This window comes from Streptomyces sp. NPDC102279, assembly GCF_044766365.1.
Classification (GTDB): Bacteria; Actinomycetota; Actinomycetes; order Streptomycetales; family Streptomycetaceae; genus Streptomyces.
On sequence record NZ_JBIWLU010000007.1, the window covers coordinates 34,052 to 54,607 of the forward strand.

The 20,556-nt window shown below is 73.1% G+C and carries 22 protein-coding genes; 13 read left to right on the forward strand and 9 right to left on the reverse strand.

The window, feature by feature from the left end:
• Positions 1 to 16: 16 nt before the first annotated feature.
• From ACIRQH_RS18610 to ACIRQH_RS18625, 4 genes are all read left to right on the forward strand, one after another.
• The gene (locus tag ACIRQH_RS18610) at positions 17 to 1,495 is read left to right on the forward strand and encodes a DHA2 family efflux MFS transporter permease subunit (protein WP_404226590.1); all 1,479 of its coding nucleotides are present in this window, start codon (positions 17 to 19) and stop codon (positions 1,493 to 1,495) included.
• Between the two features lie 182 nt (positions 1,496 to 1,677).
• Positions 1,678 to 2,433 (forward strand): NUDIX domain-containing protein, encoded by a 756-nt coding sequence (locus ACIRQH_RS18615; protein ID WP_358820545.1) that lies wholly within the window; start codon positions 1,678 to 1,680, stop codon positions 2,431 to 2,433.
• Positions 2,433 to 3,455 carry an ADP-ribosylglycohydrolase family protein gene (locus ACIRQH_RS18620; protein WP_358820546.1) on the forward strand — a complete coding sequence of 341 codons (1,023 nt, stop codon included), beginning with the start codon at positions 2,433 to 2,435 and terminating at the stop codon, positions 3,453 to 3,455. Before ACIRQH_RS18615 ends, ACIRQH_RS18620 begins: the two co-directional genes overlap by 1 nt.
• Positions 3,456 to 3,458: 3 nt before the next feature.
• Complete coding sequence (locus ACIRQH_RS18625) at positions 3,459 to 4,238, forward strand: DNA polymerase beta superfamily protein (RefSeq protein WP_358820547.1); 780 nt, start codon at positions 3,459 to 3,461, stop codon at positions 4,236 to 4,238.
• Here the strand turns inward: ACIRQH_RS18625 and ACIRQH_RS18630 are convergent.
• Genes ACIRQH_RS18630 through ACIRQH_RS18645 form a run of 4 tightly spaced genes read right to left on the reverse strand, consistent with a single transcriptional unit; the run spans position 4,235 to position 6,748 of the window.
• The gene (locus tag ACIRQH_RS18630) at positions 4,235 to 4,987 is read right to left on the reverse strand and encodes a DNA polymerase beta superfamily protein (protein ID WP_358820548.1); all 753 of its coding nucleotides are present in this window, start codon (positions 4,985 to 4,987) and stop codon (positions 4,235 to 4,237) included. The genes ACIRQH_RS18625 and ACIRQH_RS18630 overlap by 4 nt on opposite strands.
• A 21-nt stretch (positions 4,988 to 5,008) precedes the next feature.
• Positions 5,009 to 5,431, reverse strand: a complete 423-nt coding sequence (locus ACIRQH_RS18635; RefSeq protein ID WP_388869031.1) for a Rieske (2Fe-2S) protein — start codon at positions 5,429 to 5,431, stop codon at positions 5,009 to 5,011.
• Positions 5,428 to 6,012, reverse strand: coding sequence for a DUF6529 family protein (locus tag ACIRQH_RS18640; protein WP_404226591.1), 585 nt, complete (start codon positions 6,010 to 6,012; stop codon positions 5,428 to 5,430). Before ACIRQH_RS18640 ends, ACIRQH_RS18635 begins: the two co-directional genes overlap by 4 nt.
• A 25-nt stretch (positions 6,013 to 6,037) precedes the next feature.
• A complete protein-coding gene (locus ACIRQH_RS18645) occupies positions 6,038 to 6,748 on the reverse strand; it encodes a hypothetical protein (protein ID WP_404226792.1) in 711 nt (236 codons plus the stop codon).
• Positions 6,749 to 6,935: 187 nt separating this feature from the next.
• On the opposite strand from ACIRQH_RS18645, the gene ACIRQH_RS18650 reads away from it, so the two are divergent.
• From ACIRQH_RS18650 to der, 6 genes are all read left to right on the forward strand, one after another.
• Complete coding sequence (locus tag ACIRQH_RS18650) at positions 6,936 to 7,370, forward strand: YidB family protein (RefSeq protein WP_404226592.1); 435 nt, start codon at positions 6,936 to 6,938, stop codon at positions 7,368 to 7,370.
• A 137-nt stretch (positions 7,371 to 7,507) separates the two neighbouring features.
• Positions 7,508 to 7,870: a chorismate mutase gene (gene aroH, locus ACIRQH_RS18655; RefSeq protein WP_358820552.1), complete on the forward strand. Its 363-nt coding sequence runs from the start codon at positions 7,508 to 7,510 to the stop codon at positions 7,868 to 7,870.
• Positions 7,867 to 8,952 (forward strand): prephenate dehydrogenase, encoded by a 1,086-nt coding sequence (locus ACIRQH_RS18660; protein ID WP_358820553.1) that lies wholly within the window; start codon positions 7,867 to 7,869, stop codon positions 8,950 to 8,952. The genes aroH and ACIRQH_RS18660 overlap by 4 nt, the downstream gene beginning before the upstream one ends.
• A gap of 178 nt (positions 8,953 to 9,130) precedes the next feature.
• Positions 9,131 to 9,826 carry a (d)CMP kinase gene (gene cmk, locus ACIRQH_RS18665; RefSeq protein WP_358820554.1) on the forward strand — a complete coding sequence of 232 codons (696 nt, stop codon included), beginning with the start codon at positions 9,131 to 9,133 and terminating at the stop codon, positions 9,824 to 9,826.
• The gene (locus ACIRQH_RS18670; RefSeq protein ID WP_358820555.1) at positions 9,784 to 10,497 is read left to right on the forward strand and encodes a lysophospholipid acyltransferase family protein; all 714 of its coding nucleotides are present in this window, start codon (positions 9,784 to 9,786) and stop codon (positions 10,495 to 10,497) included. The genes cmk and ACIRQH_RS18670 overlap by 43 nt, the downstream gene beginning before the upstream one ends.
• Positions 10,498 to 10,575: 78 nt before the next feature.
• Entirely contained in the window at positions 10,576 to 12,051 is a 1,476-nt protein-coding gene (gene der, locus ACIRQH_RS18675; protein ID WP_388869022.1) for a ribosome biogenesis GTPase Der, read from the forward strand.
• Positions 12,052 to 12,125: 74 nt separating this feature from the next.
• Here the strand turns inward: der and ACIRQH_RS18680 are convergent, their stop codons facing one another.
• On the reverse strand, positions 12,126 to 12,572 hold the full coding sequence (locus ACIRQH_RS18680; protein ID WP_388869097.1) for a hypothetical protein: 447 nt from the start codon (positions 12,570 to 12,572) through the stop codon (positions 12,126 to 12,128).
• Positions 12,573 to 12,838: 266 nt separating this feature from the next.
• On the reverse strand, positions 12,839 to 13,612 hold the full coding sequence (locus ACIRQH_RS18685; protein ID WP_358820558.1) for a hypothetical protein: 774 nt from the start codon (positions 13,610 to 13,612) through the stop codon (positions 12,839 to 12,841).
• Between the two features lie 543 nt (positions 13,613 to 14,155).
• On the opposite strand from ACIRQH_RS18685, the gene ACIRQH_RS18690 reads away from it, so the two are divergent.
• Together ACIRQH_RS18690 and ACIRQH_RS18695 are read left to right on the forward strand one after the other, a co-directional pair.
• Positions 14,156 to 14,833: a transglycosylase family protein gene (locus ACIRQH_RS18690; RefSeq protein ID WP_388869019.1), complete on the forward strand. Its 678-nt coding sequence runs from the start codon at positions 14,156 to 14,158 to the stop codon at positions 14,831 to 14,833.
• Between the two features lie 116 nt (positions 14,834 to 14,949).
• Positions 14,950 to 15,657 carry a transglycosylase family protein gene (locus ACIRQH_RS18695; protein WP_388869016.1) on the forward strand — a complete coding sequence of 236 codons (708 nt, stop codon included), beginning with the start codon at positions 14,950 to 14,952 and terminating at the stop codon, positions 15,655 to 15,657.
• Here the strand turns inward: ACIRQH_RS18695 and ACIRQH_RS18700 are convergent.
• The 3 genes from ACIRQH_RS18700 to ACIRQH_RS18710 are packed head-to-tail and all read right to left on the reverse strand — an operon-like array spanning position 15,605 to position 19,886.
• Positions 15,605 to 16,273, reverse strand: coding sequence for an ATP-binding cassette domain-containing protein (locus tag ACIRQH_RS18700; RefSeq protein WP_388869013.1), 669 nt, complete (start codon positions 16,271 to 16,273; stop codon positions 15,605 to 15,607). The genes ACIRQH_RS18695 and ACIRQH_RS18700 overlap by 53 nt on opposite strands.
• Positions 16,270 to 19,296, reverse strand: coding sequence for an ATP-binding cassette domain-containing protein (locus ACIRQH_RS18705; protein WP_404226593.1), 3,027 nt, complete (start codon positions 19,294 to 19,296; stop codon positions 16,270 to 16,272). The genes ACIRQH_RS18700 and ACIRQH_RS18705 overlap by 4 nt, the downstream gene beginning before the upstream one ends.
• On the reverse strand, positions 19,296 to 19,886 hold the full coding sequence (locus ACIRQH_RS18710) for a hypothetical protein (RefSeq protein ID WP_404226594.1): 591 nt from the start codon (positions 19,884 to 19,886) through the stop codon (positions 19,296 to 19,298). The genes ACIRQH_RS18705 and ACIRQH_RS18710 overlap by 1 nt, the downstream gene beginning before the upstream one ends.
• Positions 19,887 to 20,009: 123 nt before the next feature.
• Here ACIRQH_RS18710 and ACIRQH_RS18715 point away from each other — a divergent pair, with 123 nt between their 5' ends.
• Positions 20,010 to 20,552, forward strand: coding sequence for a hypothetical protein (locus tag ACIRQH_RS18715; RefSeq protein WP_358820563.1), 543 nt, complete (start codon positions 20,010 to 20,012; stop codon positions 20,550 to 20,552).
• Positions 20,553 to 20,556 lie beyond the last annotated feature (4 nt).

Below are 20,556 nucleotides of genomic sequence, written 5' to 3' on the forward strand. Positions count from 1 at the left end.
CACGGAAGGAACCGTCATGACCGACACCACCGCACGCGCCCCCGTCCAGCAGCCGACGCCCGTGCCCGCACGCCGTGCGTGGACCGTCGTGCTCGCCGGAATGGGGGCGCTGCTCTGTTCTCTGGACGTGGTCGTCGTGGCCACCGCGCTGCCCTCGCTGCGGGCCGACTTCGGGGCGAGCCTGTCCGACCTGGAATGGACGATCAACGCGTACAACCTCGTGTTCGCCTGTCTCACCCTGACCGGCGCCGCGCTCGGCGACCGCTTCGGCCGGCGGCGCATGTACGTCGCCGGGCTCGCCGTCTTCACCCTGGCCTCGGCGCTCGCGGCACTGGCCGGGGGGCCGGGGCAGCTCATCGGTGCACGGGTGCTCCAGGGCGCCGGCGCTGCCGTCCTGCTGCCGCTCACCCTCACCCTGATCAGCGAGGCGTTCCCGGCCGAGAAGCGGGGCGTGGCCATCGGGGTGTGGGGCGGGGTGACCGGCCTCGGGGTGGCGGCAGGACCCGTCCTCGGCGGGGCTGTCACCGAGGGCCTGTCCTGGCAGTGGATCTTCTGGCTGAACGTGCCCACCGGGCTGGTGATGCTGCCGCTGGCCGCGCTGAAGCTGCGCGAGAGTCACGGGCCGCGTCCCCAACTCGACGTCGTGGGGCTGCTGTTGGCGGCCGTCGGGCTGACCGGACTCGCCTGGGCGCCGGTCCGGGCCCCGCAGGCGGGCTGGTGGAGCGCCGAGGTGCTGGGCGCGCTGGCCGTCGGAGTCCTCTTCACGGCGGCCTTCCTCGGCTGGGAGCGGTCGCGGGCGCGCTACCCGATGCTGCCGCTCGGATACTTCCGCAGGCGGGCCTTCTCCACCGCCAACGGCGTCGCCTTCCTGACGTTCATGTCGCTGCTCGGCTCCCTGTTCATGATCACGCAACTGTTCCAACTGGGGCTCGGGAACTCGCCGTTGCAGGCCGGTGTCCGCATCCTGGTGTGGACCGGCATGCCGCTCGCCGTGGCTCCCCTCGCGGGCGCGCTCGCCGACCGGTTCGGCAACCGGCCCTTCATGCTCGGCGGACTCGCCCTCCAGGCGGTCGGCCTCGGTCTGCTGGCGTGGCAGGTGGAACCCGGCGTGGACTACGGGCGGCTGGTGCTGCCGCTGATCGTCGCGGGCATCGGCATCTCGATGGTCTTCCCCACCGTCGCCAACGCGGTGACCTCGTCGGTCCCGCCCGCCGACGCGGGGGTCGCCGCAGGCGTCAACAACGCGCTGCGCGAACTCGGCGGAGTCTTCGGGATCGCCGTCGCCGCGGCCGTGTTCAGCCGATACGGGGGCTACGGCTCCGCCGAGCGTTTCGTGGACGGCTGCGGCCCGGCGTTGTGGGTCTCCGCGGGGGTTGCGGCCGTGGGAGCGCTCGTGGCGGCTCTCGCCCCGGCGCGCACACCGGCGCAGGGACACGACGTGCGCCGGTCCGGGGCCCGCCGGGCCGAGGCTCCGAACGCCGCTGCCGACCGGTGACCCGGGCGGCCCTCGCCCGGGCCCCGCACCCCTTCCGCCGCCTCCGCCCCAGGTGCCGACACCTCTCCCGCGGCGGCCGCGAGAATCCGTAACTTCCCTGGTTGTGAACCTTGTTGGGGCCCTCGCACCCCCTTTATAGTCGTACTGACCATAGTCAGGCTGACCATAAAGGGGGTGAGGGTGTGGCGTCGGAGGATGGCCGCGCGCCGGGCGGTACGAGGCCCGAGGGATACGACAAGTACGCCTTCGAGCCGTTCGCCGTCACCGTGGACCTGGCCGTCCTGACGGTGCGCGCGGGCGCACTCCAGGTGCTGCTCGTCGAGCGCGGCCAGGAGCCGTACGCCGGCCACTGGGCCCTGCCCGGCGGCTTCGTGCTGCCCCACGAGTCCGCGGAGGCGGCCGCCCGCCGCGAACTCGCCGAGGAGACCGGCCTGTCGGACATCTCGGGGCTCCACCTGGAACAACTGCGCACCTACAGCGAACCCGACCGCGACCCGCGCATGCGGATCGTCTCCGTCGCGTTCGCCGCGCTCCTCGCCGACGCCCCCGAACCACACGGCGGCGGCGACGCGGCTCAGGCCCAGTGGCTGCGGTTCAACGCCCTCGACCCGCTCGCCTTCGACCACGACCGCATCCTCGCCGACGCCCACGAACGCGTCGGCGCCAAGCTCGAGTACTCCTGTCTCGCCACCTCCTTCTGTCCGCCCGAGTTCACCCTCGGAGAGCTGCAGCAGGTCTACGAGACCGTGTGGGGCACCGCTCTCGACCGGCCCAACTTCCGCCGCAAGGTGCTCGCGACGCCGGGTTTCGTCGAACAGGTCCCCGGCGCCGCCCGCCTCACCGGCGGACGCGGCAAGCCCGCCGCCCTCTACCGCGCGGGCGGCGCGAAAGCACTGCACCCACCCCTGCTGCGCCCCACCTCGGAAGGACGGCCCTGATGACCACCACGACCCTCGCGAAACGCGCCGCCACCGGCTCCCTGATAGGCCTGGCCCTCGGTGACGCGCTCGGGTTCCCCACCGAGTTCAACTCCGTGCCCGCCATCCTCGACAAGTGCGGCCCCTGGCGGCAGATGGCGCTGCCCCGGCCCGCGATCGTCACCGACGACACCCAGATGACGCTGGCCCTCGCCCGGGGACTGCGCACCGCCATGGACCGCGGCCTCCTCGGCCCGCTGCGGATGGAACGGCCGGTGCGCGAGGAGTTCGTGGACTGGTACCAGTCGCCGCAGAACAACCGAGCCCCCGGCCGGACCTGCCTCACCGCCTGCAACCTCCTCAAGAACGAGAAGCGCCGCTGGCAGGAGGCCAGCCAGATCGGCTCCAAGGGCTGCGGCGCCAACATGCGCGTCGCACCCGTCGGACTCGTGCGTGGACTCAGCGACGAACAGCGCGCCGGAGCAGCCCAGTTGCAGGCCGCGCTCACCCACGGCCACCCCACCGCCCTCGCCGCCTCGGACCTCACCGCCCACGCGGTCTGGCTGCTCGCCCAGGGCACCGAGCCGATGGGACTCATCGGCCGGCTGCGCTCGTACGCGTACGAGAACCGGCACCGCTATCACACGCGCTGGCTCGGCGACCTGTGGACGTTCAGCGAGGACGCGACGCCGGAGCAGTACATCTCCCGCGGCTGGGACGAGTGCCTCGACGTCCTGGACAACCTCCGGCACGCGGTACGCACCGTCTCGCCCGAGACCGACCCCTGCATGGCCACCGGCGGAGGCTGGGTCGCCGAGGAGGCGCTCGCCACCGGCCTGCTGTGCTTCCTGCTCCTCGTCGACGAACCCGTCACCGCGCTGCGCCGGGCCGCCTGCACCTCGGGCGACTCCGACTCGATCGCCTGCCTGACCGGGGCGTTCGCCGGCGCCTACCACGGCTCCGGCGCCTGGCCCCGGGAGTGGGCCGACCGGATCGAGTACCAGGGCGACCTGATGTCGCTGGGGGCGCTCTGGGACGCTTGAGGGATGACAGACGCCCTGGACCTCGGTACCGACCTCGCGAGCGTGGTGGCCGAACAACCCGACCCCGTGCTCTTCGCCACCGTCTCCGGGGCGCACCTGTACGGCTTCCCCTCGCGCGACTCCGACGTCGACCTGCGCGGTGTCCATCTGCTGCCCACGGCCGACCTGGTCGGACTGCGCGAGCCCGAGGAGACCCGGTCCCGTATGTGGCTCCGTGAGGGCGTCGAGATGGACCTGGTCACCCACGACCTGCGCAAGTTCGTCCGGCTGATGCTGCGGCGCAACGGCTACGTGCTGGAGCAGCTGCTCTCGCCGCTCGTCGTGCACACCGGTGACGAACACCGGGAGCTGCTCTCGCTCGCCCCCGGCGTCCTCACCCGTCATCACGCCCACCACTACCGGGGGTTCGCCTCGACGCAGTGGCGGCTCTTCGAGAGGACCGGCGAACTCAAGCCGCTGCTCTACACGTTCCGTGTCCTGCTCACCGGCATCCACCTCATGCGCAGCGGCGAGGTCCAGGCGGATCTGCCGACGCTCGTCGGACAGGTCGCCTCTCCCGACTACCTGCCGGACCTGATCGCCGAGAAGGCCGAGCGCGAGCACGGCGCCGCCGACGTCCCCCGAGCGCGCGTGGAGGCGGACGTCGAGCGGCTGCACAGCGTCCTCGACGAGGCCCAGGACGCCTCGGCGCTCCCGGACGCCCCCTCCGCGCGCGACGCCCTGCACGACTACGTCGTCCGGGTCCGCCTCGACGCGGACCGACAGGCCACGGCGGTCTCCTAGGGCGTGTCCGGCGCCCCGGAGTCTCGGAGCGCGGAGGCCCGGCGCACCCGGATCAGGAAGTCCTCCACGCGCGCGTGGTCCGGCCCGGGCGGAAGCGCGCTGCGGGACTCCGCCTCCTCGGCCTCCGCCGCCAGCCGGGACATCCACGTCTCGACCCCGGTCCAGGACACCTCGCCCCGGCGCACGGCGAGGAGCGGCTCGCGCTGGTCGCCCACGTCGACCGTGAGGACCCCGGTACGCAGCAGATCGCGCGAACTCATCAGGAGCCGCAGCAGATGCATGGCGTGCTTCCAGCGCGGGGCGCCGTGCCGGCGGACGTCGGCCTCCAGCTTCTTGTGCTGGCCCAGGGCGTAGCGGGCGAAGGACTCGTACGCGAGGCGGGACAGGAACGCCCCTCTGAGGTCGAGGAGTTCGCGTCCCACCTCGTCCGTGTACGCGACGAGGGGGGAGTGCAGGCACTCCAGGATGTTCGGATTGGCGCGCAGCGCGAGCGCGCAGAACCGCTCCAGCTCCCAGCTGAACTGCTCCTCCGCAGGACCTTCCACATGGGTCGGGGGCTTCTCGAAGCGCCAGAACATCGGGGTCGGGGCGAGGAAGACGCCCCGGCGGTCCGTGTCGCTGCCGTCCGTGGCCAGCCCGAAGGCCCGCGACCCCGTCACACAGGAGTAGACCGTGTGATCACGCACCAGGGAGAGCGGGGAGTCGGGGGACGCCACGCGGGGCCGCGGCGCGCCGGGTTCTGAACGCATGCCCGGAGCGTACGGGCCCTCTCACGCCGTGCGGATCGAATTTCCTTCCACGACGATCTTCTCCGCGGGCAGCGGACGGGGTGCGGGACCGGCCTTCACCGCGCCGTTCTCGACACTGAACCTGCTCCCGTGGCACGGGCAGTCGATCGTGCCGTCCGCGACAGTGTTCACCGTGCAGCCCTGGTGCGTACAGATCGCGGAGAAGGCCTTGAAGTCGCCCTTCTTCGGCTGGGTCACCACGATCTTCCGGTTCTTGAAGATCTTGCCGCCGCCGACCGGGATGTCGCCCGTCGAAGCGAGCTTCTCGCCGCTCGACGCCTTCGGCGAGGTGTTGTCCGAGGAACTGTCCGAGCCGCCTTCGTCCCCGTACTTGCTGCATCCCACGAGCAGCGCGGACGCCCCCGTCGCGAGGATCACGGTGCGCCGCGTCGAGCGGTGGGTCATGTCGTCACTCCGAACGTACGGAAGAACCAGAGGGCGGACGTCAGCCAGATGGCCGTGAGCACGGCGAAGACCAGGCCACCGACGATCGGCAGCAGCCAGCCGGGCAGGCGCTCCCAGCGGAGCAGCAGCATCTTGGCACTGAAGGCACCGAAGAAGAAGCAACCGAGGAGCGAGTGCAACAGGACGCGCGTTTCGTACGTCTGATAGCCCAACGCGTACAGACAGTGGACGGCGACCGGCACCGCCACCAGGAACGCGGTCCGCCCCGACCACCGGTGCAGCGTCGCCGCCCAGCCCGGCCCCGGCAGCTTCCCGTACATCATGAGCGCCGACACGAACTGGACGAGCGCGAAGAAGAACGCGGTCGTCGCGAGCCACGACTTCACTGCGCCGGTGCTGCTGAAGCCCGCGAGGTTGAAGGCCGTCCCGGCCGGGTCGTGCAGTCTGCCGTAGATGCCCAGGCCCAGGGCGACCGCAGCGGCGACGACGGCGGGGACGAGATAGCGGGCCGCACTCCGCCGGCCGTGGGCGGGCGGCGGAACGGGAAAGCCCCGGGTGGCGGCGTTCGGGTCCACGGTCATGAGCTGCTCCCTGCGAGAGAGGGGGTCAGGGGGTGACAGGCCGTGCGACGATCTTCCGTCCGTCGATGGTCACGGCACCGGTCTCCGGGTCGATCGCCGGAGCCTTCGAGGGGGTGCCGTCACGGTCGACGACGCCGACCTGTTTTCCGCCCGGCAGCACGATCCAGCCGCCGTCGATCTTCGCCCCGCGCACGGTCGAGGTCGCCCGGTACAGCCCGGACGGCTTGACCGCCCGGTCGGCCGTGAAGCCGTAGCGCCGCCCGCCGAGGTCGACGGTCCCGCGGATCCGCCTGCCGTCCTTGAGCGTGCCGTTCAGTTCGGCGCCGTCGCGGCCCGTGAGCTTCATGGCGCCGTCGCTGCCGACGTCGCCCTTCAGCCAGGACTCCTTGTCGTGCCCGTCGCAGAAGTACGCGATCGCCTTCCCGTCCCGCAGGGAGACGGCGACCGCCGACGAGTCGTCGTCGGTGCGGCCCGCGTAGTCGGCGTCGGGCACCGGGCGGACCGTCGGTGACGACGAAGGTGACGAGGAGGGCGACGAACGGGGCGACGGCGACGAGGGGTCCGGTGAGGACGGGGACGCGGAGGCCCCGGGTGCGGCGGGCGACACCGTGGCGCCCGGTGGGTCCTTCTGGTCGGCCGACGCGGTCCTCGTCCCTGTCGCCGCGTTGAGCGACAGCAGGAACACGCCGAGCACGAGCCCCGCGAGAAGGGTGAGAAGGGGTCCTGGACGCTTCATGCCGGTCATGCGGGCCTCCCCCGAGGCGAGTCTCCTGCCATGAGAGCGGACCCGCGCCCCCGCGTCCAGAGGCGCACAGGTGCGTTCTCACCACAAGTGGCGGAAAGGGGTGATTCCGGTGACATTGACAGAGCCTCACGCCGGGTGGGGGCGCCTCCCTCCGGCCGCACTCACGCAAGGCGGGACCATGGCGGGTAACGATCTCGGCAGTCTGCTCGGCGGCCTTCTCGGCGGGGGCGGCCACCAGTCCGGCTCCTCCAACGGCGGCGCCGGCAACATCCTGGGCGCGCTGCTCGGAGCCCTCGGCGGCAGCGGTTCCGGCAGCGGCGGCGGCAGTCCGCTGGGCGGCCTGATGGACATGCTCACCAAGTCCGGCCTGGTCGACCAGGCGCAGTCCTGGGTCGGCAACGGCGAGAACCAGGCCGTCAGCGGTCAGCAGATCGCCGAGGCGCTGCCCGACGAGACCCTCCAGAAGGTCGCCGAGCAGAACGGCGTCAGCCCCCAGCAGGCCGCCGACCAGATCGCCCAGTCGCTGCCGCAGGCCGTCGACAGGCTCACCCCGAGCGGGCGGATCCCGTCCGGCACCTCGCTCGAGGACCTCATCAAGCAGCAGGCACTCTGACCCAGAGGCCCCCGGCCGCGGACAGCCGGGTCCGGTGCCCGGCCCCGTCTCGTCAGGCGGGCGCCGCGCACTCCCGCTCCGGGCGCTGACTAGGCTGGCCGCGACACGACGGACGCAGACCAGCGAGGAGCATCACCGTGGCGGTACGAGCGGTCCGGGGGGCCGTCCAACTGGAACGGGACGAAGCCCGCCACATGGACGAGCAGGTCAGCGAGCTGCTCACCGCCGTCCTGGAGCGGAACGCGCTCACCACGGACGACCTGATCAGCATCTGGTTCACGGCGACACCCGATCTGCACAGCGATTTCCCAGCGGCCGCCGCGCGCAAGCTCGGCATCGTCGACGTCCCCCTGATCTGCGCGCAGGAACTGGACATCGAGGGCGCCATGCCGCGCGTCGTCCGCGTCCTCGCCCACATCGAGTCCGAGCGGCCGCGCGCCGAGATCGTGCACGTCTACCTCGGCGCCGCCGGCGCACTGCGCAAGGACATCGCCCAGTGAGGACCGCGCTCGTCATCGGCACCGGCCTGATCGGCACGTCGGCCGCCCTCGCGCTCGCCGCCCGCGGCGTCGTCGTCCACCTCACCGACCACGACCCGGAGCAGGCCCGTACGGCCGCCGCACTGGGCGCGGGCACCGACGAGCCGCCCGCCGGCCCCGTCGACCTCGCCATCGTCGCTGCGCCGCCCGCGCACGTCGCCGCCACCCTCGCCGACGCCATGCGCCGCGGTCTCGCCCGCGGCTACCTGGACGTCGCCAGCGTCAAGGGCGGCCCCCGCCGCGAGCTGGAGGCCCTCGGCCTCGACCTCGCCTCGTACATCGGCTCGCACCCCATGTCCGGCCGCGAGAAGTCCGGCCCGCTGGCCGCGACCGGCGACCTCTTCGAGGGGCGCCCCTGGGTGCTCACGCCCACCCGCGACACCGACACCGAGGTCCTGAACCTCGCCCTGGAACTGGTGTCGCACTGCCGTGCCGTGCCCGTCGTCATGGACGCGGACGCCCACGACCGCGCCGTCGCCCTCGTCTCGCACATGCCGCACCTGGTGTCCAGCATGGTCGCCGCCCGCCTGGAGCACGCGGAGGAGGCGGCCGTACGCCTCTGCGGTCAGGGCATCCGCGACGTGACCCGCATCGCGGCCTCCGACCCCCGGATGTGGATCGACATCCTCTCGGCCAACCCGGGCCCCGTCGCGGACCTCCTCGCGGACGTCTCCGCCGACCTCGACGAGACGGTACGGGCGCTGCGAGCCCTCCAGTCCTCCGACGACACCAAGCGCCGCGACGGAGCCACCGGCATCGAGGACGTCCTGCGCCGCGGCAACGCGGGCCAGGTCCGTGTCCCCGGCAAGCACGGCTCCGCACCGCGCGCCTACGAGGTCGTGGCGGTCCTCATCGACGACCAGCCGGGCCAGCTCGCCCGTATCTTCGCCGACGCGGGGCAGGCCGGGGTCAACATCGAGGACGTGCGCATCGAGCACGCCACCGGTCAGCAGGCCGGTCTGGTGCAGCTGATGGTCGAGCCGAAGGCGGCACCGGTGCTCAGCGCCGCGCTGCGGGACCGCGGCTGGGCACTGCGCCAGTAACCCGGTCCCGGTCCGGGCGGGCGGCCTGTCGGGGCCCCGGAGCACGGGGGCCGGGACGGCCCGCTCGTACGGCCCGGGAAGGGCCAGTAATACGGGGTCCGCGGAGCCAGTAACCTTGTGCGGGGCGCGCTCGTGTCCCGCACAGACCTCCACCCCGCACCAGGAAGGTGTTCCCACCGTGGAAAACGGCGCCGCCCGGACCGCTCCGACCGTCATCGTGGCCATAGACGGCCCCTCGGGCACCGGCAAGTCGAGCACCTCGAAGGCCGTGGCCGCGAAGCTCGGTCTGAGCTACCTGGACACCGGGGCCCAGTACCGCGCGATCACGTGGTGGATGGTCAGCAACGGCATCGACGTGACGGACCCCTCCGCCATCGCCTCCGCGGCCGGCAAGCCGGAGATCATCTCCGGGACCGACCCGTCCGCCCCGACCATCACGGTCGACGGCACCGACGTCGCGGGCCCGATCCGCACGCAGGAGGTCACCTCCAAGGTCAGCGCGGTCAGCGCCGTGCCCGAGGTGCGGGCCCGGATCACCGAGCTGCAGCGCACGCTCGCCGCGTCCGCCGCCGACGGCATCGTCGTCGAGGGCCGGGACATCGGCACCACCGTGCTGCCCGACGCCGACCTGAAGATCTTCCTCACCGCCTCTCCGGAGGCGCGCGCAGCCCGCCGTAGCGGCGAGCTGAAGGGCGCGGACGTCGCGGCGACCCGCGAAGCGCTCATCCGGCGCGACGCCGCAGACTCCAGCCGCAAGACGTCCCCGCTCGCCAAGGCGGACGACGCGGTCGAGGTGGACACCTCCGAGCTCACGCTCCAGCAGGTCATCGAGTGCGTCGTCACCCTCGTCGAGGAGAAGCGGGCCGCCAAGTGACCGCACCCTCCGCGAGAGGCGCCGAGGTCGGGCGCCGTATCGGCGTCGGCCTGATGTACGGGCTGTGGAAGCCGCGTGTCCTCGGTGCCTGGAAGGTCCCCGCGACCGGCCCGGCGATCCTGGCCGTGAACCACGCGCACAACATCGACGGGCCGATGGTCATGGGCGTGGCGCCCCGGCCCACCCACTTCCTGATCAAGAAGGAAGCCTTCATCGGACCGCTCGACCCCTTCCTGCTGGGCATCGGCCAGCTGAAGGTCGACCGCCACACCACCGACCGCACGGCCATCACCGACGCCCTCGGCGTCCTGACGTCCGGCGGCGTCCTCGGGATCTTCCCCGAGGGAACCCGCGGCGACGGCGACTTCGCCTCGCTGCGGGCCGGCCTCGCGTACTTCGCGGTGCGCAGCGGCGCTCCGATCGTCCCCGTGGCGGTGCTGGGAAGCTCCGAGCGGAACAGCCGGTTGATAAAGGGGCTGCCCCCGCTGCGCAGCAGGGTCGACGTCGTCTTCGGCGACCCCTTCGAAGCGGGCGACGGCAGCGGACGGCGCACCCGCAGCGCCCTGGACGAGGCCACCGGCCGCATCCAGAAGCAGCTCAGCGCCCACCTTGACCATGCCAGGCGTCTCACAGGACGCCCGGAAAACGCCGGGCGCCCCACCGGGCGTTAGGCGACACTTGAGTAGTGGATCGGCCGGTTTGCGGTCGTTCCACCGATCACCACGATGGAACGACGAGGTACGGACTTCATGAACGACCACATCCAGCCCGAGGGCTCGGCAGAGCACGAGCACGGGGCGCTTGGCGATGCCGAGTACGCGGACTTCATGGAGCTCGCCGCGGAAGAGGGCTTCGACGTCGAGGAGGTCGAGGGCGCGCTCGGAGAGGCCGGCCACGGCCCGCTGCCCGTCCTCGCCGTCGTCGGCCGCCCGAACGTCGGCAAGTCGACCCTGGTGAACCGCATCATCGGCCGCCGCGAGGCGGTCGTCGAGGACAAGCCCGGCGTCACCCGCGACCGCGTCACCTACGAGGCCGAGTGGGCGGGCCGCCGCTTCAAGCTCGTCGACACCGGCGGCTGGGAGCAGGACGTCCTCGGCATCGACGCTTCCGTGGCCGCCCAGGCCGAGTACGCGATCGAGGCCGCCGACGCCGTCGTCTTCGTCGTCGACGCCAAGGTCGGCGCCACGGACACCGACGAGGCCGTCGTCCGGCTGCTCCGCAAGGCCGGCAAGCCCGTCGTCCTGTGCGCCAACAAGGTCGACGGCATGAGCGGCGAGTCCGACGCCTCGTACCTGTGGGCCCTCGGTCTCGGCGAGCCGCACCCGGTCTCCGCACTGCACGGCCGTGGCACCGGCGACATGCTCGACGCCGTCCTGGAGGCCCTGCCCGAGGCTCCCGCACAGACCTTCGGCGGCGCGGTGGGCGGCCCCCGCCGTATCGCCCTCATCGGCCGTCCGAACGTCGGCAAGTCCTCCCTGCTGAACAAGGTGGCGAACGAGGACCGCGTCGTCGTGAACGAGGTCGCGGGCACCACCCGTGACCCGGTCGACGAGCTGATCGAACTCGGCGGCATCACCTGGAAGTTCGTCGACACGGCGGGCATCCGCAAGCGCGTCCACCTCCAGCAGGGCGCCGACTACTACGCCTCGCTGCGTACCGCGGCCGCCGTCGAGAAGGCCGAGGTCGCGGTCATCCTGATCGACGGCTCCGAGACCATCTCCGTGCAGGACCAGCGCATCGTCACCATGGCCGTCGATGCGGGCCGCGCGATCGTGCTCGCCTTCAACAAGTGGGACACCCTCGACGAGGAGCGCCGCTACTACCTGGAGCGGGAGATCGAGACCGAGCTCGCCCAGGTGGCCTGGGCCCCCCGCGTGAACGTCTCGGCCCGCACCGGCCGGCACATGGAGAAGCTCGTCCCGGCGATCGAGACGGCGCTGGACGGCTGGGAGACCCGCGTCCCGACCGGTCGGCTGAACGCCTTCCTCGGCGAGCTGGTCGCCGCCCACCCGCACCCGATCCGCGGTGGCAAGCAGCCCCGCATCCTGTTCGGCACGCAGGCGGGCACCAAGCCCCCGCGCTTCGTGCTCTTCGCCTCCGGCTTCATCGAGCACGGCTACCGCCGCTTCATCGAGCGCCGGCTGCGTGAGGAGTTCGGCTTCGCGGGCACGCCGATCCACATCTCGGTGCGGGTGCGTGAGAAGCGCGGCGCCAACAAGAAGTAACGTCCGGTGACACGGGTGAGGGGCGGCTCCGGACGGAGCCGCCCCTCACCCGTTGTCGTCCGGGGAACCGTTTCTCACAGGCCCCGGCGCGGTGCCGGCGGCAGTGCGGCCGGGATGTGGTGCATCCCGGTGCCGTGCTGACGGCTGCCCGCCTGCCATACGGCAGTCGCGCCCTGCCCGTTCTGCGCAGCGATCTGCCGGGCGGTGTGCGCCCCCGCGCTGTACGAGCTGTAGGAGTTGTACGAACTCGACGAGCTGTACGAGTTCGAACCGCGCCCGAGACCGCCGAACGCCGTGAACCCCAGCTCCTCCTCGCCGTGCCGGTCGCCGGGCAGCGTCCTGAACGAGCGGACCCACTCGGCGTAGAGCGCGTCGTAGATCGGCGTCGCCGAGGGGCAGCCCGAGGCGTCCTGGGCCGATCGGGACGCCGGTACGTCCCTGCCGGAGTGGAGCGGAAGAGGAGAGCCGGACGGGGGCACCGGCTGGAAGGGCCGGCGGCGGGGGACGTCGTAGGTGTGCACGTACGTGCCAACGACCCCGCTGCTCAACAGATGCGGTCCGGCAACTGATTTCGCAGGTCAACGGAAGTGAGTGGCGCGCGTGGGGGCGCGGGCGACCGCGCGGACGACCGTCCGCGTCGGGTGCGCCCGTCGCCACGCCCCCGGCCACCCGGTTCCCGAGCTCCCGGTTCTCCCGCGCAACCGGATGCGCCCCGCCGGGCGTGGGCCTGCCCGGCGGGGTCGGGTGCGCGCCCTCCGTGGGGTTCGGGCGCGCCACCGCGGTCGGCTCAGGTGCCGGCCAGCGGCATCGTGGCCGTGACCAGCTTGCCGTTGGCGGCCGCCTTGTCGAGCGCGTCGCGCAGCAGGTCCTCACGGGGCTGACGGCCGATCGAGCCGACCGGTGCCGCGAACAGCAGCACCTGCTGGTGCTTGTTGGCGGCGGCGCGCCAGCTCTCGGCGACCTGGAGTGCCTGGTGGGCCTGCCACCAGGCGACGGGGGAGCCGCCGCCGGTGCCCGGCTGGAGCACGGCGTGCAGCTGGCCCATGGCGAGCAGCACGGACCAGCCGTGCAGGACCGGCGGCACCGCGTTCAGTTCGGTCACCGGCATGAAGCCCTGCTCGATCAGCAGCGGCAGGAAGTCGTCGCCGATGTCGGTTGAGCCGGGGCGCACGATCGGGCCGGTCGGCTCGACCACGAGCGCCGGGTGCAGATCGCCGTTGATCAGCACGAGTCCGCTGGTGACACCGAGCACGGCCTGCTCGGGCGCGGTGTCGTCCGGAGCGCCGTCGGGGTGGATGGAGCGGACGGCGCCCTGCAGTTGCTCCTCGGTGACCTGCACGACCTGCGAGGGCAGGCAGGTGGCGTGGGCGAACGCGAGGACGGCGGTCTCGTCGCCGATGAACAGGACCGTGCTGGTGCGCTCCTGTTCCGAGTCGCCCGGGGTGCGGCACGACGTGCAGTCGTAGCTGCCGGGGGCGTTCTCTCCGGCGAGCAGCCGGTCGGCTTCTTCGTCGCCGATCTCGGCGCGTACGTCGTCGCCGACGTCGAGCATGCGCGGCACGGTGGCTCCTCGGGATGCGGTGCGTGGCGGTGCCGGGGTGGCGCCCGGCCCATGAACCCGGGGGTTCCCGGCTCATGAAGATGACAACGGGTGATCTGTGGCCGGAGTCACGCTCGGGAGCGAACGGAATCGAACCAACCGACGCCCAGGGTGAGGTGACACCCGGAATCGGTTACTCCCCGTCAACTTGACGCCATAGAGAGGAAGTTGAAGGGGTGAAGTAGCTCACAGGTCATCAAGGGGGCAGGTCGACAAATCATGAAATCACCCCATGAAGTGGGTGGCCGAAAATCGACGATACCCGCGGTAACGGGGAACTGGCCTCGAATGACAGGGAATTGGTTGATACCAGGGCGCCCCGCTCCCTAGATTCCTCCGCCGTGTGCACAGAGCACCGCTCGGGTACGTCCGCCGGCCGATCATCGAACGACCGCACCACAGCACAGCCTCCGGCGGACGGGGCGGAGCGCGACGACCGCGTCCTACACGTGGCACGTCACGCCCCTGCCTTGGGGGATCCCGGGTGTTCGGAGAGGGAAATACATGTCCGCATGTGCCGATAGCGCTCACGGCAACAGTTCCAAGGCCCGTACGGCGAACAAGGCTCGTACGACGGCGGTTCTCGCCGGGGCGGCACTGCTCGCCCCGCTCGGCGTGCTCGCCGCCACCGGCGACGCCGCCGCGGCCGACAGTGGAGTGTGGGACCGTATCGCCCAGTGCGAGAGCGGCGGCAACTGGCACATCAACACCGGCAACGGCTACTACGGAGGGCTCCAGTTCTCCGCCGGCACCTGGCGCGCGTACGGCGGCACGGCCTACGCGCCGACCGCCGACCAGGCCTCCAGGAGCGCGCAGATCGCCGTCGCGAGCAAGGTCCAGCGTGCGCAGGGATGGGGGGCCTGGCCCACCTGCTCGGCCCGCGCGGGCGCCTACGGAGGCGCGCCCGCCTCCTCGGCCGGGGGCACGGCCGCCACGAAGTCGACACCGAAGTCGACACCGAAGCCGACGACGAAGTCGGCCCCCGCGAAGGCGCCGGAGCGCCCCGCGACCCACACCAACCGCAGTGCGTCCCGCGGTGACTACACCGTCCGCGAGGGCGACACCCTGAGCGTCATCGCCGCTCGGCACGGGACCACCTGGCGGAAGGTCTACGCCGCCAACAAGACCGTCATCGGCGGCGATCCCGACCTGATCGTGCCCGGACAGCGCCTCGACATCTGAGCCGCGCTTCCGCACGCCGCGTGACGGGCCCCGCCCGGTCGTCCGACCGGGTGGGGCCCTGGGCGTGCCGGGCGCGGCTGGGCGGGCCCGCCGGACGGGCTGCTTAGCGTGGCCCGATGTCTCCCATGTCGAACAGGTGCACCCCGCCGACCTCCAGGACCGCGCCCGGACCGCTGAGCGGACCCGCCCGATACGCGGCCGTGACCGCCCTCGCCGCCGCCGTGCTGGCCGCCCTGGTTCCCCAGGACGCGGTCGCCGCACCGCCACCCCCGCTGCCAGGAGCCCGGGCCGCGGGCGTCTCGTACGCCTGTGCTGCCAACGGCTGGCCCTGGGGCTGTCTCGCCGACTGCGAGAGCAGCGGCCGCTGGAACGCGAACACCGGGAACGGCTTCTACGGCGGGCTCCAGTTCTGGCAGCCCACCTGGAAGGAGTTCGGAGGGCTCGGCTACGCCCCGCGGGCCGATCTCGCCACCCGCGCCGAGCAGATCAAGATCGCCGAGAAGGTACTCGCCGTCCAGGGGTGGGGGGCCTGGCCCGCCTGCTCCAAGAAGTACAAACTGCGGGGCCGCGCGCACATCGTGAAGAACGGCGACACGCTCTCGTCGATCGCCCGCAAGTACCGGATCAAGGGCGGCTGGCAGGCGCTGTACCAGGCCAACAAGAAGATGATCGGCGCCAGTCCGGACAAGCTGAACCCGGGCACGCTGCTCACCCTCCCGAAGGCCGGGAGCAGCACGCGCGTCCTGGAGCCCGCCGGGTTCGGCCCGCCCGTCACCTCCGCCGGTGCGGCCTCCCGGGCGTCCGCTCGGCCGCCTCTCCGCTGAACACGACCGCGCCCCGGCTCAGTTCGTGGACGCAGACGATCCGGCCCGTCCGCTGCCGCAGGCCCGGTGGCAGCCGCTGCTCGGCGACGACCACGCACGCGTCGAGAGCGCCGAGCAGTTCGTACGTCCGTGCCGCGACCGTCGGTGACATGCCCTGCGCGGGCTCGTCGACGAGCAGCACGCGCGCGCGTGCCAGCAGGGCGCGGGAGAGGGCGACCATGCGCTGTTCCCCGCCGGAGAGGGTGCCGGCGCGGCGGGGGAGGAGCGGCGTCAGCTGCGGGTAGGCGTCCAGGGCGGGGGCGGGGTCGGCCCCCGCCAGCTCCAGGTTCTCCGCGACGGTCAGCGAGCCGAACACGGCCCGGCGTTCGGGGACCAGGCGCAGTCCGCGCCGGGCGCGCTCGAACGCGGACAGGCGCGTCACGTCGGTGCCGTCCCAGACGACGGCGCCGGCGGACAGGGGGACGGTTCCGGCCAGGGCGCGCAGCGCCGTCGTACGGCCGGAGCCGTTGCGGCCCAGCAGGACGGTGAGTCCGGGAGCGGGCGCGACCAGGGTCACGCCGTGCAGGGCCTCCAGGGGCCCGTAGCGCACGCGCGCGTGGCGCAGGGCGATGCTCATCCGCCGGGCCTCGTCTCCAGGACGCGGCCGGCGGGCCCGGACGTCACGATGCGGCCCGCCGCCATCACGTGGACGGTGTGCGCCAGATCGGCGACCAGGTCGAGGTCGTGCTCCACGACCAGGAGGGCCATGCCGTCGGCGGCCAGTGCTCGCAGCACCCGGGCCAGTGCGGCCACCTCGCCGCCGTCGAGCCCGGCCGCGGGTTCGTCGAGCAGCAGGACCCGGGGGCTCCCGGCGAGGGCGCGCGCCAGTTCGACGCGCCGCAGGGTCCCGGTCGGCAGCCCCGCCGCGGGCAGTGACCGCACCGGCCCGTCCAGGCCGAGCAGCCGCGACGTCCGGGCCACCGCCGCCGGATCGGCGATCCGCCCCTGGTCGGCTCCGACCCGTACGTTCTCGGCCACGGTCAACGAAGGGAAGACCGCCAGGTCCTGGAAGGTCCGCGCGATCCCCAGCCGTGTCCGCGCGTGTGCCGCGAGGCGGGTGATGTCGTGCTCCCCGAGCAGCACCCTGCCGTCCGAGGGGCGCAGCGTCCCGGCGAGACAGTGGAAGAGCGTGCTCTTCCCGGCCCCGTTCGGCCCCACCACCGCGGTGATCCGACCCGGCCGCACATCGAGGGATACCTCGTCGAGAGCGGTGAACCCGCCGTAGGCGACGCGGAGCCGGCGCGCGGACAGCGGGGGCGGGGCAGCGAGGCGAGGCGGAGGAGAGGCGTGCGGGAGACGAGAAGGGGCCGGGGGAGAGGCAACAGCGGGGCGAGGGCCGGCGGGACGGGAGGGACGCCGGGACGAGGGCGAGCGGGCCGCGCCCGACGGCTCCCGCCACCCGTCGGCCCCAACCGGACTCCCCGCGGCAGCCGCCGCCGCGGGCGCCCGGGACGGCCTGGCCTCCGCCGACGTCGATCCGAGCGGCGGCGCCTCCGGCTTCGGCGAGCGGGACGGTCGCGACTCTGCCGCGGCCGACCCGGAACGCATCGACTCGGCCGGACCCGTCTCCGTCGTGGATGCCCCGGCCGCCCGTCGCTGCGCCGCGGGCTTCCCGGACGGCCCAGCCGCCGGCGATGTCGATCCGAACGGTCTCACTTCCGCCGCGGGTGCCCCGGACCGCGGCGTCTCCGGCGACGTCGGTCCGACCGGGCGAACCTCCGCCGTAGACGCCCCGGACCGCGGCGTCCGCGCCGCCGGTCGCAGTCGTTGACGGACTCGTGACCCCAGCGGGGTGAGAGTCGCCGGGCGGCCGAGCCGGGTCGTCGCCGCGCGCAGGGCCTCGTACGGGCCGCCGGGGAAGCGGCCGACGAGGACGGCGAGCACGCCGATCAGGGCGGCGGCCAGTCCGCCGCGGGCGCCCGCGTCGAGGCCGACCAGCAGCGCCGCGGCGGCGAGTGCGCCGAGCACGCTGTCGGCGCCGATTACCACGACCGCGGCGAACCAGAGCAGCCCGCGCACGGGGTCGTAGGCGGTGGCGTCGAAGGCGCGCACGCCCATGCCGAGCATGCCGCCGCCGAGTGCCGCCAGCGCCGCCCCCGTGACGAACGCGGCGAGTTTCAGGGCCGGGACCCGGACCCCCGCGGCCGACGCGCCCGCCTCGTGGTCGCGCAGGGCGGCCAGCGCGCGGCCCGCACGGCCCCGGCGTAGACCGTTCACCGCGAGCAACGCGACCGCCAGGAAGGCGAGTTCGAGGACGTAGTACGCCCGGTCGCCGTCGAAGCCGGCCGGGCGGTCCAGGGACAGACCCGACACGGCGTACGGCTGCGCGAAGACGAACCGGCTGACGCCCACGCCCACGGCAAAGGTGGCGAGCGCGAGCGCCAGACCGTGCCGGCGGATGGCCGGCCACCCCGTCAGCAGGCCGAGCGGCGCCACAAGGAGCACCGCCACCGCGAGGGCGGCCAGTTCGGGCAGCGGGGGAACGCCGGGGACGCGGCCCGCCGCCAGCAGCCCCGTGAAGAGGGCGCCCAGACCGGCGTACGCGGCCTGGCCCAAGGAGATCTGCCCGCCGCGCCCGGTGACGACCACCAGGGAGAGCAGGACGACGCCGAGCGCGGGCACCTGCACCGAGGTGTGCAGGTCCGAGCCCGCGAAGCCGAGGGGCAGCAGGAACAGCACCGGCGCGACGGCCCGGGCACCGGGCGGAGTCCGTACGCGGGCCGCGGCCGGGCGCGGGAGCGCGTCGTGGCCTCCGATGCCGGGCAGCACGAGCGCGGCGACCAGCAGCGCGACCACGAAGAGGTTGGCGCCGACCGCCTGGAGCAGGGGTGCCACCGGGCCCGACGGGTGCAGCCGGGTCAACTGGCTCTGGGCGACGCCGATGCCGAGGGCGGCCACGACGGCGACCGGGAGGCTCCGCATCCGGGCGGCGACCGCGACCGCCATCACCTCCATCACGAGCAGCGGCATGCCGTACGGGTCGAGCCGCACGTACGGGGCGAGGAGCACACCCGTCAGGCCCGCCGTGAACGAGCCGAACGCCCAGCCCGCCGCGGCCACCCGGTCGGCGTCGACGCCGCCGAGCTCCGCAAGCGCCCGGTCGTCGACGACGGCCCGCAGCTCCAGGCCGAGCCGCGTCCGGCGCGTTACGGCGCCCACGCCCACCGCCAGCGCACCGGCGACGGCCAGTTGGCCCCACGGGTCCGCCGGGACCGGCGTCGGCACGTCGGCCCGCGCTCCGGGGCCCCACACCGACGCCGCCGCGCCGACCAGCAGGACGAAGACACCGATGGACGCGACGAGCGTCCGCGCCGGGTCGCCGCCGAGCGCGGACAGCGGCCGGAACACGAAGCGTTCCAGCGTCACGCCGATCGCCGGCGCCACCACGAGCAGGGTCACCGAGGTGCCGAGAGCGAGCGGCCAGCCCCACTCGACCGTGAACTGCCGCAGCAGGTAGGCGCAGACCATCGCGATCGCGCCGTGCGCGAGGTTCAGGACGCCGGTGGCGCGGTGCGTGACGATCAGACCGATCCCGGTGAGCGCGGCGGCACCGCCGACCGAGAGTCCGGCGAGCGTGAGGTCGTACGTCAGGGACGCCATCAGTGGTCCGGGCCGCCGACGCCGTCCCGGACGTCCGGCGACGGCCGTTCGACGAGCGGCTCCGCAGGTCCCGCCGAGGGGGCCGGCGGCGCGGACTGCCTCTCGGCGGTGGAGAGTTCGTCGTCCGCGTCCGGTTCGCAGATCGGGCACGGCCCGAGATCGCCCCCGACGAGGGCGTGCGAGTCGACCGGTACCGCCTCCGGTTTCCCCTCGACCAGGGGGCAGTCCGCGCGGTGGTACAGGGTGCCGCCGGGCACCATGAGGAGGCCGCCGCCGACCGGAAGGGGACCGGCCGCGGCCCGAGCGGACTCCTCGGCATCGGCCGGATCCGAGGCCACGAGCAGCGCGTACAGCTCCTCGACACGGGAACCGGCCAGCGTGCTCCGTCCCTGCGCGACCAGCACCGCGCCCGCGACGATCAGCGCGGCACCGGGGACGGTGCACGAGGCGAGATAGGGGAGTTGGCGCTCCGCGTACCGCTCGCCGGAGATTCCGTACCAGCCGATGACGCACAACACCGCACCGGCGGCGAGCGCGGCCCAGCCGGCCCACAGGACGGGCCGCACGGTCCGCAGTCGAGCTGTCCGCATCCGGACTCCCCCACGTCGTGTGTCTGTCCATGTCAGCCAATGGCTTGCACTATGCCTTCTGGAAGCTGACCCTGAAAGCGCCGGGCGCACACCGCCCGGACCGACACCCGGCGGTGAGCCACGATGGTTCTCGGGAGCGACCCGAAGCGGCTACGCGGAGCGGGAGTTGTCGCGACGGCGGTCCTCGCCCTCGCCGCGGCCCTCACGGCGTGCAGCGACGACAGCGGCGGCGCGAGTACGAGTCCGCCCACCCCGTCCGTGGAACGGACCACCGGCGCGGAGCCGAGCGCCACCGCCCCGGCCGACCCGGCGGCGGCGGAGGCCCAGGTCCGCCGGAACTGGGAGAAGTTCTTCGACCCCGACGTCGCCACCAAGGACAAGCAGGCCGTCCTGGAGAACGGCGACCGCATGACCTCGGTGCTCAAGGGGTTCAACGGCGACCGGCGCGGCCAGGAGGTGCGGGCGAAGGTCGGGAAGGTCGAGTTCACCTCTCCGACCGCCGCGAACGTGACCTACACCCTCACTCTGAAGGGGGCCACCGCGCTGCCGGACGCCGCCGGGACCGCCGTCGAACAGGACGGAACCTGGAAGGTCTCCGTCAACACCCTCTGCGCGCTGGTCGAGTTGAGCGGCGATTCGTCGTCGAGCCCCGCCCCGGGCTGCTGAGCGG

Excerpts from the sequence above, each read along its gene's own strand:
- ACIRQH_RS18690 (WP_388869019.1), top strand. The coding sequence starts at position 14,156 with ATGTCCGCATGTGCCGATAGCGCTCACGGCAACAGTTCCAAGGCCCGT.
- ACIRQH_RS18710 (WP_404226594.1), bottom strand. The coding sequence starts at position 19,886 with ATGCGGACAGCTCGACTGCGGACCGTGCGGCCCGTCCTGTGGGCCGGC.
- der (WP_388869022.1), top strand. The coding sequence starts at position 10,576 with ATGAACGACCACATCCAGCCCGAGGGCTCGGCAGAGCACGAGCACGGG.
- ACIRQH_RS18610 (WP_404226590.1), top strand. The coding sequence starts at position 17 with ATGACCGACACCACCGCACGCGCCCCCGTCCAGCAGCCGACGCCCGTG.
- ACIRQH_RS18705 (WP_404226593.1), bottom strand. The coding sequence starts at position 19,296 with ATGGCGTCCCTGACGTACGACCTCACGCTCGCCGGACTCTCGGTCGGC.
- ACIRQH_RS18620 (WP_358820546.1), top strand. The coding sequence starts at position 2,433 with ATGACCACCACGACCCTCGCGAAACGCGCCGCCACCGGCTCCCTGATA.
- ACIRQH_RS18630 (WP_358820548.1), bottom strand. The coding sequence starts at position 4,987 with ATGCGTTCAGAACCCGGCGCGCCGCGGCCCCGCGTGGCGTCCCCCGAC.
- ACIRQH_RS18700 (WP_388869013.1), bottom strand. The coding sequence starts at position 16,273 with ATGAGCATCGCCCTGCGCCACGCGCGCGTGCGCTACGGGCCCCTGGAG.
- ACIRQH_RS18635 (WP_388869031.1), bottom strand. The coding sequence starts at position 5,431 with ATGACCCACCGCTCGACGCGGCGCACCGTGATCCTCGCGACGGGGGCG.
- ACIRQH_RS18640 (WP_404226591.1), bottom strand. The coding sequence starts at position 6,012 with ATGACCGTGGACCCGAACGCCGCCACCCGGGGCTTTCCCGTTCCGCCG.
- ACIRQH_RS18625 (WP_358820547.1), top strand. The coding sequence starts at position 3,459 with ATGACAGACGCCCTGGACCTCGGTACCGACCTCGCGAGCGTGGTGGCC.
- ACIRQH_RS18650 (WP_404226592.1), top strand. The coding sequence starts at position 6,936 with ATGGCGGGTAACGATCTCGGCAGTCTGCTCGGCGGCCTTCTCGGCGGG.
- ACIRQH_RS18715 (WP_358820563.1), top strand. The coding sequence starts at position 20,010 with ATGGTTCTCGGGAGCGACCCGAAGCGGCTACGCGGAGCGGGAGTTGTC.
- ACIRQH_RS18695 (WP_388869016.1), top strand. The coding sequence starts at position 14,950 with ATGTCTCCCATGTCGAACAGGTGCACCCCGCCGACCTCCAGGACCGCG.
- ACIRQH_RS18645 (WP_404226792.1), bottom strand. The coding sequence starts at position 6,748 with ATGAAGCGTCCAGGACCCCTTCTCACCCTTCTCGCGGGGCTCGTGCTC.